Here is a 13,870-nt window from a genome sequence, read left to right as displayed (position 1 = left end):
GTCTCACCACGTTGATCAGCGGAGCAGCTCGTTGAGCCGCTGCTGAGGTGATCGGTCGCCGAGTGCTGTGTGCTTCCTGAGACGGTTATAGATCGACAGGTAGCGAGGCAGCCACTGATTGCGTTCCTCTGAGTTCTGGAACGGCATCCCGTAGGCCCATTCCCGGCAAAAGGTCTGGATGAACCGTTCGGCTTTGCCGTTGGTCCTCGGGGTGTAGGGCCTGGTGCGGATGTGCCTGAGGCCCAGGACCTTGCACGCCTTGGCAAAGCTGCGTGAGACATAGGCGGGGCCGTTGTCAGACATGACCTGCCTGCACTCGACGCCCTGACTGTCGAACCAAGCCAAAACTCGGCTCATAAAGCCAATGGCCGTTGCCTGCTGCTCGTCTGCGAGCACCTCGACGTAAGCAAGCCGTGTGGCGTCATCAATGGCGACGTGGACACGGTCGTAGCCGACGCCAGTAGAGCGGCACTGCTGGCGGTTGCCGGTGATGCGGTGGCCGACCTTTCGAAAGCGGGCGAGCTTTTTGACGTCGATATGGATCAGGTCTCCGGGATGCTCCCGCTCGTAGCGCTGGACTGATGGTTTGGGCTCGAGATTCCGCAGCCGCCCCAGTCCCAGGCGGTTGAGCACCCTGGCCACGGTGGAGAAAGGTGCTGCTAGAAGCCTCGCGATGTGGCGCAGGTGCAGCCGTTGATGACGGAGCTCCACGGCGTGCTGCAGTTGCTGCGGATCGAACGTCCGCCGCTGGGTGCGGCGAACACTCCGTCGATCCGCCAGAGAAGGTGCACCGCCTGAGCGGTAGCGGGCCAGCCACTTGTAGGCACAGCGGAGGCTGATCCCTGCTTCTGCAGCCAGTTCAGCCAGGGGACGACGGTCTTGGAGGTGTTGATTGACGAGCCTGAGCCGGCTCTTCTGTGTCAGCCGGGCATTGGGATGGCTATGCATGGGGCGTGAGGTCTGGGTTGGTGGGTCGCACCTCAACCCGTAGCGGCCTCACACCTTCTTGTCAGCTGACCAACCTGCTGAGACTGAACATCTAGGAGCCTGTCGCACATAGATCGCACCAAGCCTCTCCACAGACGCCCTTGAATCTGCCCAGATCCCAGTGACTGCAACGGGTCTGGGCGAGAGAATGGGGCATGCAGAAGCGCAAGACCTTTCGCCCCTGGCAGCCGGAGCAGACCACCCTGCTGCCGCCATCACCCCGCGAGTGGCTCTCAGAAGACCACCAGGTGTATTTCCTGCTGGATCTGGTGGATGAGCTGGATCTCTCCGAGATCCTGATTCCCGCCCAGGCCAAGGATCCCCGCGGAGAGAAGGGATTCGACCCGCGGATGATGACGATGCTGTTGCTTTACGCCTGCTGCGTGGGCGTCGTGTCCTCCAGGAAGATCGAGCGCGCCTGCTACGAGGACCTGGCCTTCCGGGTGTTGACCGGCAACCAGCAGCCGGACCACAGCCGGATCAGCTTCCAGCGAACCCAGCAGCAGGCCTGGGTGGCAGCGACGGGATAAGGGTCAGGCATTCGCCCTGGTTGGCTCACTTGGGCAGTTGGGGCCCAACTTCTATCGCTCTCAGTACAGCCGCTGGAGCATTGCCATGGTTCAGCGCACCCGCATCTCTCTGTGATGGCTGCGCGGGAGCCTTATGGGCAACAAGCTCCTAGGCGAATATCAGTTGAACAGCAGGAGTTGTTCAAGCCACTGGGCCAGGGCATAAGAGAAGCAATCGCCGAGATTGAGGCTGGCGCGATGACGACCCTTGCCATATCGCGCTGGCGCTCAAACGCTGGAGGCGTTCCTTGAGGGCCAGGATCACAGCATCCGTTTTGGTTTCTCCAGCGAGGCAGGCCACCTGTGCGGCCAGGCGATCCGCCTCCGGGTTTCGGATGTTGAGAGCCACGGCGGCAACGTGTGTAGACAGGCTTGATTTAATGCTGCGGAAGGCGAGCACGCAGACGAGTAGGAGGTATTCAGGGCCGTCCCTGCCTACATCCGACCTTGCAGGCGATAAAGCAAGGTGCCTGCGGTTTCGCGCAACGCCAGCCGGTTGCGTTCACGGGCACTGAGACGAGGCTCCACTGCGAGGGGCCACACGGTGAGACCGTGATGGGCAAAGGCTCGCGCTGCCCTCGGCAGCTGCCAGGGGTCGGTGATCAACAGCAACGCTGCTCCTGGATGGTGACGCTGTAACCACAGCGAAGTGTGGGTGGCGTTCTCCCAGGTGGTGCGGGCGCAGGAATCACCGGCGACCCGCTCTGGCGGCACCCCGAGCCTCAGCAAGCGTTGGGCCGTGCTGGGCTGATCACCCGACACATACACAACCGCCACGGCATTGCTGTTCAGTTGACGCGCAGCTTCAGCGGTGGTGGCCTGGGCGATCTGGGGACCACGCCCCAGCAACACAGCCAAGGGTATAGAACGGTGAGAAGCCGTCACGGCGGCATCTGGCTGCTGAGCAGTCAGCCAGCGGCTCATCAGATCGGTGGCAACTGGGGAATAGATCCCACTGCTGAGCAAGACAACAGTCGTAAGCAGCGGCGCACGCCATGGCCACGGCAGTAACCATGGCAACAAGCACAGCACAAGGCCAAAACCGATCGCCAGCAAGGGCAGCAACAGCCAGGGGGTGAACAGCAGCTGGAGCAGAGGCTCACGCCATTGGATCCACAGCAAAGGATCCGGCGGACAGGTCTGCCATTCAATAGGCATTTCCGGAGCGAAGCCGCAGGAAGGTTTTGATCAGGATCTTGATGTCAAGCTTCAGACTCCATTCACGTTGATAGGTGAGATCGGCATAAATGCGATTTTCCATGTCTGACAACACACGCGTTTCACCGCGCCAACCAGACACCTGGGCAAGACCCGTGATCCCAGGTTTACAGGCATGGCGCTGCATGTAACCGGGGATCACTCTGCGGTAGAGCTCATTGTGCTGCACCGCATGGGGGCGAGGCCCTACCAGGCTCATGTCACCACGGAGCACATTGAACAGCTGCGGCAGCTCGTCCAGGCTCCAACGGCGCAGGAAAGCTCCTACAGGTGTGATGCGCGGATCATCAGCCGTGGCCTGCTTCACCACTGCTTGATCAGCAGAATCGAGCACACGCATGCTGCGAAACTTGAAACATTTGAACCGCTTTCCATCCAAGCCGTAACGATCCTGCATATAAAAGACAGGGCCTGGACTTGAAAGCTTCACGGCAATCGCAATCACCAGCAGCAACGGTGCAATCAACACCACGCCGATGCCAGTGAGAACGAGATCAAAACTACGTTTCAGTTGGCGATCAAGCAGACTTTGCTCACTTCCCCAGAGATCAATACAGGGCTGTGTGCCGATGCTGTCGACCGTGAAGCGCATCGTGGGATGCGCCCAGTGCGGTGCATAGACAATCGGGATGGAGCAATCTCCAAATAATTGAACCATCTGATCCATCCCCAGGCCATCACGGGTGACGTGACTGAACAACAAGCGGTCGACATCATGACTATTCAACCAATCACGCAGCTCTCGCAAGCCACCGGAACAGCTGGGCAAATTCTGCGAATGTTGATCCGGCCGTGTTGGTGCCGGCGAAAACCAGGCAATGATCTGATACCCCATCCATGTGTTGCTGGCGATCTGCTCAGCAAAAGCCTCAGCCGCATCAGGAAGACCCCAATAGACAATGGTGCGGCTGTTGCCTCCCTGACTTCGGTGCCATCGCAACCACTTTCGCAGCAACACATGAGTGGACAACAACCACAACCAACCACTGAAGGCCCAAAGGCTGCTGTCGAGACGCGAAAACGATGCTGAACTTTTGCTGAGAAAAGCTGCCGTTAGCAGAAGACTCAGCACAAACAACCAGGAGGTTGTGATCCGGCGGATCAGCACTCGCAGACTGCGGTGCCGATAGCTGGAATAGAGCCCGGCACGGGGAAGAATCAGGATCGCCGTCAGCGGCACGAGGATCCAGAAAGGCAACCAGGCTTCACGGCCCAGCCCACGACTGCCAGAGTCGAAACCCAGGAACAGCAGGGTGAGCACGAGGGGATCGAGCAGACGTTGCAGGCGTGCAATGTCCTGGCCATGCAGGCGAAGCAAACCGCCCCAGGGTGAGCGCTTCAAGGGTTGGGAGTTTTGTTGGGGCAAGGCTATTCAACAGTGCAAAGCCAATCGCTGCTGCTCAAAGCGCTGGAGCACGGAATCCTGGCCGAAGTGCTCCTCCGCTTCCGGCGCAAAATTTAGAGAATAGAGAAGAATTTTTGCAGAAAACATGCCCGGCAATTATTGCGCTGAGAATACAAAACATGAAAAGATGCAAAAAGCTGTCAAAAAAGAAATAAATCAGGCCAAGTCGGTCCTCACCGCTAAACATCATCAAGCCGCAGCCAATAAAATTGCAAAATCGTGAAATTCTTGCTCAAACCAGATCAAAGTCGCAATATCCAAAGGATTCAAAACAAAGACCTTGGAAAATACCGAAGACTACTGGTTTTGCTCATCAAGGAACACAAAAAACGAAGAGATTTGCGAAAAGAAGAGTATACTGTTAGCACTAAACAAAAGCTCATGTCATAATTATTATGACATGTCGCCAATAATCTGATCTAACGTAAATCAACTTTTCCAGCGACGAGACACCGGAAGCGCAGGAGAACCTGAGCAAACTTGGTTCCCAGGAAGAGTACCTTTAACCAACGAGCATGCAGTAATAACAGATTCATTTCCTATTAACGCGCCAGGGCAAACGAAAACTCTTGCCTGCAACCAAACGCCATTCCCAATACAGATGGGTGCATTTCTATAAGAAAAAAAGGGATCACGGAAATCATGGTCAGCTGCACACAAAAAAACATCCTGCGAAACACAACAGTGAGAGCCAATACGAACACTCTCGAAATTGTAAATCTCGACTCTTTCTCCAATCCAAACACAATCACCCAACGAGAGCTTCCAAGGGAAATGAATATTAACTCTTGGCTTGATAATAATTTTATGTCCTACAGTCGCACCAAAACATTTTAGAATGAAAGACTTAACTAATGATGGCCATGGAAAACTAGTTAGAAAAAATATACGTTTTATTAAGTACCATATGACGAAAACGAAGCCAGACTTGCCCCTGTCAAAATTGAGGGAAGATTTAAATCCATCAAGTCTAGAAAAAAGCTGATCATTCATAGGATATTTGCTCAGAAAGAACTGGAATTAAGTTTTTAGCAACTGAAGCAAAATCAAAGCGTTCAATAAAAAGCTGCAAACCTCGCCTTCCCATCTCGCCCCGCGACTGAGGTGTCATAGACAACCACCTTCGCAAAGCTTCTTCTGTGGATGAAGCGGTATCGGCATAAACGATCCCTGCGGCAGCCCGAACGATATCGGTAGCGATGTTGACAGGTTCAGCAATGGCAACAGGAAGGCCGCAAGCGAGGGCTTCAGCTACCACGATGCCGAAATTTTCCTGATGTGAAGGTAAACAGAACAATTCCGCGCAACGAAAGGCACCCCACTTGAGTTCTCCGTTAAGCATGCCAGGCCAGGTAATGCGATCAGCAATTCCCAGAGCCACAGCCCGCTGATGCAGGGAGGCCTGCCAGCCCACCTGATCAGGGCCAGCGATAACTAGACATAGCCGAGGATCGCTAGCGGCTACTGCAGCGAAGGCATCAATCAACAGATCCACACCCTTTTTTGGGTGGATACGGCTAAGGAACAACAGTATGCGCTGGTCACGCAGGTGAGGGAAGCGCTGCAAAAAGGCGCAACGCTGGCCCTCAACATCTGAGGGTGGAGAGGAGGTGCCGAAACCCACCACTTTATCCTTGGATTTAAACAACCAGAATGATTGCTTTGCCAGTAAACGTTCCTGTTCAGTAGTAAACAACGTAGCGGTAGCATCTCGTAAAACGCGGTAATCGGCCCAGGGCCAATAGGCCCATTTCTTGAGGTGCTTCAGGGGATATGTACGCTTGAACCAGGGATCGAGCATCCCATGTGTATAAACGAAGTAGGGGATGCTGCCGCCGCGCAAAGCTCGCCACGTTGCATAGGCGTGGTACTGCCAGATCCCTTCGATAATCACGGCATCATGGTCTTTTGCCAGGGTAAGTATGCGATAAGGCAACCCACGTCGGTAGCCATAACTCCCAGCCACCGGACCCAAGCCAATGGCTTCAAAAGGCTGATCCTGCAACCAAAGTTCATCTGGTGAATCGAGACTGACCACGGTGGTAGCAACACCCAGATTCTTCAGGTGAGGTGTAATTTGACGAATACCCTCCGCTGGGCCACCACTTAAGGGGTCAAGCGAGCGAATGATGCGTAGAATTTTCAATTATCCGGACGCTCACAAACAAATAAAAACGTGCGGCTCCAGGGGAATTCGAAAGAAGGAAGGCCGGTTTCCAACGTGTTCACTATCGCCATGAAAAAACTTACTCCGCGCCAAGCCAGCCACCGCAACTTGCCCTGGAACCCGGACGAAGCACCAATATTTTCGTAAGCGCCCAGCCAGCGCAGTCCGCTACTGCGGCAAAACACCTGGATGCTCTCGGGTACAGGACACCATAGATGGGTGAGATCGCCCCGATACACAGAGCCAACAAACGGTGAGAGCCCGTTGGGCACATGAGCTATTAACCTCCCTCCAGGCCTAAGAACACGGTGAATCTGAGCGAACCAGAGAGCACAAGTATCATAGGTAAGATGTTCGAAAACATCAAAACAACAGATCAGATCTAGCGAAGAATCTGACTTCTGAATTAGAGCCTGACAAGCATCACCCTCACTCACAGAATTGCACCCATGAGCTTTTGCTAGTCGTACCTGCGACGGGCTCAACTCCACTCCTTCAACATTTTTACAACCGAGACAGTAGAGCGCTTCAACTAATTCGCCTTGGCCGGCACCAAGATCGAGTGCACGCTGCCTTGAAGAAGGCAAATGAGGACATAGCAAGCGCTGTAGGCGCTTAATCGAGCTCCGCCGCTTAGCAGCCGATTTCTGCTTGCCTTGCAGCTCAGCATAGGAATCCTTTAACTGGTCACTAAAACTAATCATTACCAAGAAGATCGAAAGTCAACAATAAGATCATATTTATAGCAAGAAAAGAATAATTTTTACTCAATTTGAAAACCAATACCGACCACTCCCAATCCTCCCAGACAATGCTATTTTCCATCTAAAACACAAAGGCAGGCCGTGAAGTCTAATCGAGAACATGAGCATTGCCAAAACCGGCTTAAACAACAGAGAACTATAAGACATGTCAAAAAGTGAAGTGCTTAAAATTGCACTTCTAGCCTGTTCTTGAAATAAATTTTATAGATTGGCTAGCAGCAACGCATTTTCACCAAAAACAACAAATCAACTGCAAATTGGTGCGAGTCTTTTGCAAATACCCAAGCCTGGCAAAACGCGCGCTTTGACAAACAAAAAACAATCCATCACCCAAACAAAGCGCTACAGCTAGGATATATATGAAGAGTTACCATTATAACACTGCAAACAATCGTGAGCTCTAAAATTTAGCAAACTTAAAGCTTAAAGCAATAAAATAAATTGGTCAAAAATTTTAATAGATGAGAAGCTTAAAGGAAAGAGTGAAAAACTTAATTGATTTGATATGGGATTCATAGATTCTTTTCACTCCCTTTTGAAGACGAACGCAAAACCATGTGATCGTAGACTAAAGGGAAGGAGTGAAAGAAACGGCTTAATTAAAAAACGTTTCCAACTGGTTCGAGGCAAAATAGTTACAAAAACCTCACCAACGCAGTCAAAGCCCAGCTGCATGGCGATCTGATTCAAATTCTCTTTTGCATCTTTGAAGCCAATAAGCCAACTGTGCCGATGCTCTTCGCTTGAGTGGCACATCGAAAGCCCGTGGCAAGGTATTCCTTTGCCTAGGGAATCACTGGACAAACGGGGCTTGGGCGGCGGCAGCGACCAGAAAAGGGAGCCTTTGACCGTCAATGACCTCTGAGACCATTGGCTGTGACCTTTTGGCCTCCTGTTCAATCATTTTGGGTTGGTTTTAGAGGCTGAATCGAGGTGTTCAGACACACCAAGCCCTTGGTCAGGCTGCTGCGAGCAATTGCCGTCGGGCCTGAAACAGATTTGACAGTGCTGCCAGCACGTTGATCTTGCAGCGGTTCTTGGCCAGGCCGCGCAGCCGGGTCTTTTGAAAGCCGAACTGCTGCTTGATCACACGGAAGGGGTGCTCACCTTTCGAGCGGATGTGCGCCTTGGCCGTCTCGACCAGATCGTCCAGTCTTCCCTCTGGTGTGTCCGGTAAGGCCCTGCGCTTGCCGGGTCGCATCGCCACCCTGAACTCCGCTGTCTTGCCAGCCATCTCTGGTCTCTTGGCGATGCCCTGGTAGCCAGCATCGCCGTACACCACCTCCTCATCTCCATGCAGTAGCTGAGCTGCTGGGGTCAAGTCGTGCACATTGGCTGGCGTGACCACGACTGAGTGAATGAGGCCGGAGTTCTTGTCCACGCCGGCATGGACTTTCATGCCGAAGTACCACTGGTTGCCCTTTTTGGTTTGGTGCATCTCCGGATCACGCTTCCCCTCTTTGTTCTTGGTGGAGCTGGGCGCTGCGATCAAGGTGGCATCGACGATCGTGCCCTGACGCATGGTCACGCCCCGATCGGCCAGGAGCGCTTTGACGGTGTCAAAAATCTGCTCGCCCAGCCCATGCTTCTCGAGCAGATGGCGGAAGCTGAGGATCGTGGTCTCATCCGGGATCCGATCACTGATCAGCTCGATGCCGGCAAAGCGGCGCATGGTGGGCACCTCGATCAGGGCCTCCTCCATGGCTGGGTCACTAAGCGAATACCACTGCTGCAGCAGGTGGATCCGCAGCATCGTCGCCAGCGGATAGGGAGGCCGGCCGCCTTTCTTGCTCGCCTTGGGGTCGTAGGGCTCGATCAACGCAATCAGCGCCTGCCATGGCACGACCGACTCCATCTCAGATAGAAACTTCTCCCGCTTGGTCTGCTTCTTGGCTGTGGTCAGCTCGTAGTCCGAGAAGCCGAGCTGCTTGCCACCCATCAACCCTGTCCCGGCCTGCGATTACAGGCCCATTGTCGCGTGGATCGCCTGGGTTTCCCAGAGTCTCCCTAGCAAAAAAGAAAGCCTCCTATGTAGGCTCATTTCATTTGGGAGCGATATCATCACATACCTTCGCGATTGCAAGAAAAGAGTTCTAGCAACCCCCGCAAAGTCGTCGGCATGTTCAAGCACATTAAAAGCAACCACAGCATCGGCAGTCTTGCTGGAAAGCAATTCCATTAAAAGAGCCGGATTCTCAACATATTCCACATTGCCAGATCTGGAGTAGATAGGCGCCCCAACATCAATCCCGAAATATGTAGCTCCAGACGATTCCCCAATTACCGAAGAAACCACACCATCAGCAGCACCAAAATCAATAATAGAGTTAATTGAAGTACTCAAGCTTAAAAGGGCCTTCGCATAATAAAGACTTGATCTTTTGGGACCATTCAGGAAAACATGCATATAAACCTCTTAGAAACCAACGAAAAAGACAAGTGCAACACATCAGTCATGCATTTCAGAAAGATTTATCCTAAAAGGGAAACATGATCGCCAATCAAGATATTATTTTATCGAGAAGAGTCGAGATAAAGGCACTTATGAGGCTTGTCGACGAAGGGCAAATTCACCTAGAACCACCAAGCGCCAAGCCCTCGACCAATGGAGTTGACCAGCCTCAAAGGCCTGCCACTGCTGGACGATCCAGGCTGAATCCAGCCATCCAGATTGCTGGAGGGCTTCAAGACGCGCAAGAGAAAGCTCCTTCAAAGGACCACGCATCCAAACCGCCATTGGTATGGCGAAACCCTGACTAGGGCGGTTCAGATAACCGGATGGAAACAAATCAGCGCAGGCCTGGCGTAACAGGCTTTTGCCAGGTTTCTGAAAACGCTGGGGCATACGCAGGGCGATTTCAACGAGCAAATGATCGAGAAAAGGAACGCGCAGCTCAAGACCGCAGGCCATACTCATCACGTCGGCATCACGTAAAAGCATCGGCTCTGTATAGCCAGAGAGTTCGGCCCAGCTGATCTGCCCCCAAGTCTGGGTAATGCGGTGAGAGGGTGATTTCGGCCACTGCAACGGTTCAGCGCCAGCGGCATAAATAGCATCATCGCTTGCACAGCGGCGCAGAGCCAGGCCCAGATGCCAGTGATCCCAGTGAGGTAAACCAGACAGCTTGACTGCTAGGAGAGGGCTAAACCTTCGGAGAAGACGCTGCCGGAACGCTTCCGGCAGGTGGCTCAACAGCTGCAGCCGGGGCAAAAGCCGATGGGATGGATAGCCACCAAACAATTCATCCGCTCCGAGACCGCTAAGGGCCACCTTGATTCCCTGATTGGCCACCGCGCGACTAATCAGAAAGGTGTTGATGCCATCAGAGGTGGGCACATCAAGTGCCAAAAGGGCCTGTTGGACCCAATCCAGGGCATCCTCTTCATTAACAACCAACTCGTGATGGTCACTACCACAATGCCGTGCCATCCAACGAGTATGCGAGCTCTCGTCCGGTGGGCTACCTGGAAATAAGACAGTGAAGGTAGAGATCTGCACTTGCTTCTGGCGGCACGCAAGTGCCGCCAAGACGCCGCTCTTGAGGCCAGAGGTAAGAAAACAGGCCAATGGCACATCACCCGGGAGGTGCTGGTCCACAACCTCTTGCAATTGCTCACGCAGAAAAGTACGTGCCGAGTTGAGACTATGAACGGGCAAAGGCGACCAATTAGGGCGAGGCTGTGGCGGCCAAAAACGCACCGGATCATGGGGCCGGTTGCGGTTGATGCGCACAACCACCCCTGCCGGCAGACTGATGATGCCCTGAAATTCAGGATCGGGAAAATCAACTGGAGTGAAGTCATGACCGAAGGCCAAGACCTGTGTAAAAGTCTGTGCGGATAAATTTTCTTCACAGAGAAATGCACGCCGTTCAGAGGCAAAAAACAGACCCTGAGACTGCCAACTGAGATAGAGGGGTTTAATTCCTAATCGGTCGCGGGCAAGCAACAACTGCTCTTTTTGACAATCATATGCGGCGAATGAAAACATACCGCGTAGCTCGAGAAGAATAGATGGACCCCGCTGAGCCAGACCTTCTACCAAAGTTTCACTATCACATTGACCACGCCAGGCCTGGAAACGCAACCCCTGCCGAATCTGAAGATGATTAAAAATTTTTCCATCAAACACCAGTGTAAAACGTCCACAGTGACTTGTGACCGGTTGAACGCCTTCCGATGGACAGCACTGAGTAGCCAAATGTGTATAGCCCAACCAGCAGCAACAATCACTACTGAACCAATGACCCTCCGCGTCAGGGCCCCGGTGGCGAAGGGGTGCTAGCGAAAGAGTTTGGACTTTCCCTTGATAATTAACAGCACCAATCAGGCCAGACATTATAACGATCCGATCAAGAAAAATATAAAGCAAAAAATATGTCTAAAGAAGGAGCAAAGGATTGCAAACAAATCAATAGACAAAAACAATTCAGTCATGAGAACACCTCTTGGCCTCTATTTCAAAATCTGCATTGGCCATTATTTTTGCAAGGTCACCACCAACAACCGATGGACGCCATCCGATTACATTATGAGCCTTAGACGAATCGCCAACAAGATTAAAGGAATCAACAGGACGGTAATATTGCGGATCAATCTTTAGAACCGTTTTTCCTGAACCTGTGTCAATGCCAACTTCATTCAATCCGGAACCCTCAAAACAAATATTAATACCAAGAGTTTTAAACGCCTCTTTAACAAAATCCCTAACAGAAGTAAGAGTTCCCGTAGAAACAACATAATCCCCTGGCTCGTCATGTCTGAGTGAGCGAACCATGAAATCTGCATATTCAGGTGCATATCCCCAATCTCGGCATGCATCTATATTGCCTAATCTGAGTATTTGAGAACCCCCTAAAGCCAACTTTGCTGCAGCTAGAGTTATTTTTCTAGTTACGAAACTTTCTGATCGGCGCGGAGATTCGTGATTGTACAAAATTCCATTGCATATAAACATATCGTATGTTCTACGATAAACCTGTAACATATTGGTAGCAAATACTTTAGAACAACCGTAAGGATTCACTGGACGGAAAGGGGAATTTTCATTCTGAGGGAAAGATAAAGCTTCACCAAAAACTTCAGCAGAAGATGCATGAAAGAAACGAGGTGGATTAGAAAGATCTCGCACAATTTCTATCATTGAGAGAGTGGCCATAGCCACTTCTCTCAAAGTAGATTCTGGTATTTCAAAGCTCAATCCAACATGACTTTGACCTGCCAAATGATAAACTTCATGGGGGGAAATATCACTAATAAGACGCCGAATGGTAGTTGAATCTGAAAGATCAGCATAATGCAAAAACAAAGAAGTACCATATATGTTGGAATCACAGCGAAGATGCTCAATTCTTGAACGACTAAAAGAACTTGCTCGCCTTACCAATCCATGAACTTCGTGACCCTGGTTGATGAGCAGGTCTGCAAGATAAGAACCAGTTTGACCTGTAATCCCCGAAACAAGAACTCGGTATTTTTTAGAAGATAAATTCATTCAGTTAAATGACTCTGATTTGAGGCTCTAGTATAAGCAGAAAGCAATTGTTCAAAATAGATATCTGAGTCGAATCGCTTAGCATTAAGTAAACATTTAGCGATTTGAGAAGCGCGAAAATGATCACTCCATTGAATAACATCGTGAAGTGTATTAGCTGCTGCATCTACGGATGTTATATCAACATAAACAGCTGCATCACCGCCAACTTCCGTCATGGGAGGCTTTGAATTAGTGATAACAGGGCAGCCACAAGACATGGCTTCAAGAATAGGCCACCCAAAACCCTCCTCAATAGAAGGGAAAAACAAAACAGTAGCGAGTGAATACAAGGCATTAAGCTCTTCGTTAGAAGGATTTGCAATAAAACGAATATCCAAATGACGATTAGCCTGGACAAATTTCTGAAGATCACCAGAAGGCGATTTACCGGCAAGAACTAATGGCTGGCAAGACATACCTGCTAATCGTTCAACATACCTTTTATAAATTTGACACAGTCCCAACCTGTTCTTATACCAAATTTGACCACCAACGTGAAGAATAAAGCCAGATTCTGGTAACAACTGGGCAACAAGCTTTTGTTGAGAAAGGATCCGGATACAATCACTTTTAGAGAGAGGTTCAAACGGATAGGTTAAAGGAAGCAAAGTCACATCGAAGCTCGAAGTAGGTTTATTTAAGACAAAGGACAAATCTACCAGTGTTTTGTTTGATATGCAAAGGATATTTTTGCAGTGATTAAGGCCTAAAACAATAATTTTCTGCAATAATTTCCCTGAAAACTTGACAGGATTGTCAGGAAAACAACCACGCGCTGATTTAATGGCTAAAAGATCATTACAAGTAAGAACGTGCGGATGCCCAGATAGAACAAATGAGTACAATGAGTTTGAGTGATCAATAATATGAAAAACACCAAACCTACCGGAGGTAAATCTAACAAAGAGAAGCTCTAGCGGAAATAGAAGAAATTTATCAATGTAACCAAACAACTTTTCAAATTTTGGGAAATACCTGCTCAATTTGCCTACGCAATTTCGAGGCCTTATAATAATTGAGGGTATATCAGCTTTATCCAATAAGAATTTCACCAATAAAGAATGGCTCAACATACTATATTGGCAATCAGGCAGATAATTGGCAACAATCACCACAGAATATTGATTCGAGAAGCACTTCATACTTGTTACGACTTGCGAAATTAAGACTAGAATACATCATGCTTAATTTCCACAGGTGATCAATTCTTAAGAGAATTCAGGG

Annotated in this window: 14 protein-coding genes; 2 read left to right on the top strand and 12 right to left on the bottom strand. The window is 50.7% G+C overall.

What is annotated here, in order from left to right; all coding sequences use genetic code 11:
* Nucleotides 1–15: 15 nt before the first annotated feature.
* Nucleotides 16–948: an IS481 family transposase gene (locus SynBMKMC1_RS01520; protein WP_186472480.1), complete on the bottom strand. Its 933-nt coding sequence runs from the start codon at nucleotides 946–948 to the stop codon at nucleotides 16–18.
* Nucleotides 949–1,142: 194 nt separating this feature from the next.
* On the opposite strand from SynBMKMC1_RS01520, the gene SynBMKMC1_RS01515 reads away from it, so the two are divergent.
* The gene (locus SynBMKMC1_RS01515) at nucleotides 1,143–1,517 is read left to right on the top strand and encodes a transposase (RefSeq protein ID WP_186472479.1); all 375 of its coding nucleotides are present in this window, start codon (nucleotides 1,143–1,145) and stop codon (nucleotides 1,515–1,517) included.
* A gap of 181 nt (nucleotides 1,518–1,698) precedes the next feature.
* Here SynBMKMC1_RS01515 and SynBMKMC1_RS14780 read toward each other — a convergent pair whose 3' ends face one another.
* The 3 genes from SynBMKMC1_RS14780 to SynBMKMC1_RS01495 all read right to left on the bottom strand — a co-directional run bounded on the left by SynBMKMC1_RS14780 (nucleotide 1,699) and on the right by SynBMKMC1_RS01495 (nucleotide 4,116).
* Nucleotides 1,699–1,905, bottom strand: coding sequence for a type II toxin-antitoxin system VapB family antitoxin (locus SynBMKMC1_RS14780; protein ID WP_304623076.1), 207 nt, complete (start codon nucleotides 1,903–1,905; stop codon nucleotides 1,699–1,701).
* Between the two features lie 86 nt (nucleotides 1,906–1,991).
* Nucleotides 1,992–2,714: a YdcF family protein gene (locus SynBMKMC1_RS01500; protein WP_255486253.1), complete on the bottom strand. Its 723-nt coding sequence runs from the start codon at nucleotides 2,712–2,714 to the stop codon at nucleotides 1,992–1,994.
* Entirely contained in the window at nucleotides 2,704–4,116 is a 1,413-nt protein-coding gene (locus SynBMKMC1_RS01495; RefSeq protein WP_255486252.1) for an undecaprenyl-phosphate glucose phosphotransferase, read from the bottom strand. Before SynBMKMC1_RS01495 ends, SynBMKMC1_RS01500 begins: the two co-directional genes overlap by 11 nt.
* Nucleotides 4,117–4,264: 148 nt before the next feature.
* Between SynBMKMC1_RS01495 and SynBMKMC1_RS01490 the strand changes: the two genes are divergently transcribed.
* Nucleotides 4,265–4,402, top strand: coding sequence for a hypothetical protein (locus SynBMKMC1_RS01490; protein ID WP_186472478.1), 138 nt, complete (start codon nucleotides 4,265–4,267; stop codon nucleotides 4,400–4,402).
* 206 nt (nucleotides 4,403–4,608) lie between these two features.
* Here SynBMKMC1_RS01490 and SynBMKMC1_RS01485 read toward each other — a convergent pair whose 3' ends face one another.
* The 8 genes from SynBMKMC1_RS01485 to SynBMKMC1_RS01450 form a co-directional block, all read right to left on the bottom strand.
* Nucleotides 4,609–5,172: a WcaF family extracellular polysaccharide biosynthesis acetyltransferase gene (locus SynBMKMC1_RS01485; RefSeq protein ID WP_186472477.1), complete on the bottom strand. Its 564-nt coding sequence runs from the start codon at nucleotides 5,170–5,172 to the stop codon at nucleotides 4,609–4,611.
* Nucleotides 5,165–6,325 carry a glycosyltransferase gene (locus tag SynBMKMC1_RS01480; protein WP_186472476.1) on the bottom strand — a complete coding sequence of 387 codons (1,161 nt, stop codon included), beginning with the start codon at nucleotides 6,323–6,325 and terminating at the stop codon, nucleotides 5,165–5,167. Before SynBMKMC1_RS01480 ends, SynBMKMC1_RS01485 begins: the two co-directional genes overlap by 8 nt.
* On the bottom strand, nucleotides 6,322–7,050 hold the full coding sequence (locus SynBMKMC1_RS14800) for a class I SAM-dependent methyltransferase (RefSeq protein ID WP_186472475.1): 729 nt from the start codon (nucleotides 7,048–7,050) through the stop codon (nucleotides 6,322–6,324). The genes SynBMKMC1_RS01480 and SynBMKMC1_RS14800 overlap by 4 nt, the downstream gene beginning before the upstream one ends.
* A gap of 1,018 nt (nucleotides 7,051–8,068) precedes the next feature.
* Nucleotides 8,069–9,049 (bottom strand): IS5 family transposase, encoded by a 981-nt coding sequence (locus tag SynBMKMC1_RS01470; protein WP_186472474.1) that lies wholly within the window; start codon nucleotides 9,047–9,049, stop codon nucleotides 8,069–8,071.
* A 21-nt stretch (nucleotides 9,050–9,070) separates the two neighbouring features.
* Nucleotides 9,071–9,517: a methyltransferase domain-containing protein gene (locus SynBMKMC1_RS01465; protein ID WP_186472473.1), complete on the bottom strand. Its 447-nt coding sequence runs from the start codon at nucleotides 9,515–9,517 to the stop codon at nucleotides 9,071–9,073.
* A gap of 135 nt (nucleotides 9,518–9,652) precedes the next feature.
* Complete coding sequence (asnB, locus tag SynBMKMC1_RS01460) at nucleotides 9,653–11,449, bottom strand: asparagine synthase (glutamine-hydrolyzing) (protein WP_186472472.1); 1,797 nt, start codon at nucleotides 11,447–11,449, stop codon at nucleotides 9,653–9,655.
* 90 nt (nucleotides 11,450–11,539) lie between these two features.
* Nucleotides 11,540–12,604 (bottom strand): GDP-mannose 4,6-dehydratase, encoded by a 1,065-nt coding sequence (locus SynBMKMC1_RS01455; protein WP_186472471.1) that lies wholly within the window; start codon nucleotides 12,602–12,604, stop codon nucleotides 11,540–11,542.
* Nucleotides 12,601–13,761 (bottom strand): glycosyltransferase family 1 protein, encoded by a 1,161-nt coding sequence (locus tag SynBMKMC1_RS01450; RefSeq protein ID WP_186472470.1) that lies wholly within the window; start codon nucleotides 13,759–13,761, stop codon nucleotides 12,601–12,603. Before SynBMKMC1_RS01450 ends, SynBMKMC1_RS01455 begins: the two co-directional genes overlap by 4 nt.
* Between the last annotated feature and the right edge of the window lie 109 nt (nucleotides 13,762–13,870).

It is taken from the genome of Synechococcus sp. BMK-MC-1 (assembly GCF_014279955.1).
In the GTDB taxonomy this organism is placed as follows: domain Bacteria; phylum Cyanobacteriota; class Cyanobacteriia; order PCC-6307; family Cyanobiaceae; genus Synechococcus_C.
The sequence above is the reverse complement of the archived record's forward strand: the minus strand, read 5'-3'. Positions and strand labels throughout refer to the sequence as shown.

What these genes read in the sequence shown, in the direction of transcription:
- SynBMKMC1_RS01520 (WP_186472480.1), bottom strand. Translation starts at nt 948, where the DNA reads ATGCATAGCCATCCCAATGCCCGGCTGACACAGAAGAGCCGGCTCAGG.
- asnB (WP_186472472.1), bottom strand. Translation starts at nt 11,449, where the DNA reads ATGTCTGGCCTGATTGGTGCTGTTAATTATCAAGGGAAAGTCCAAACT.
- SynBMKMC1_RS01500 (WP_255486253.1), bottom strand. Translation starts at nt 2,714, where the DNA reads ATGCCTATTGAATGGCAGACCTGTCCGCCGGATCCTTTGCTGTGGATC.
- SynBMKMC1_RS01465 (WP_186472473.1), bottom strand. Translation starts at nt 9,517, where the DNA reads ATGCATGTTTTCCTGAATGGTCCCAAAAGATCAAGTCTTTATTATGCG.
- SynBMKMC1_RS01485 (WP_186472477.1), bottom strand. Translation starts at nt 5,172, where the DNA reads ATGAATGATCAGCTTTTTTCTAGACTTGATGGATTTAAATCTTCCCTC.
- SynBMKMC1_RS01515 (WP_186472479.1), top strand. Translation starts at nt 1,143, where the DNA reads ATGCAGAAGCGCAAGACCTTTCGCCCCTGGCAGCCGGAGCAGACCACC.
- SynBMKMC1_RS01490 (WP_186472478.1), top strand. Translation starts at nt 4,265, where the DNA reads ATGCCCGGCAATTATTGCGCTGAGAATACAAAACATGAAAAGATGCAA.
- SynBMKMC1_RS01470 (WP_186472474.1), bottom strand. Translation starts at nt 9,049, where the DNA reads ATGGGTGGCAAGCAGCTCGGCTTCTCGGACTACGAGCTGACCACAGCC.
- SynBMKMC1_RS14800 (WP_186472475.1), bottom strand. Translation starts at nt 7,050, where the DNA reads ATGATTAGTTTTAGTGACCAGTTAAAGGATTCCTATGCTGAGCTGCAA.
- SynBMKMC1_RS01455 (WP_186472471.1), bottom strand. Translation starts at nt 12,604, where the DNA reads ATGAATTTATCTTCTAAAAAATACCGAGTTCTTGTTTCGGGGATTACA.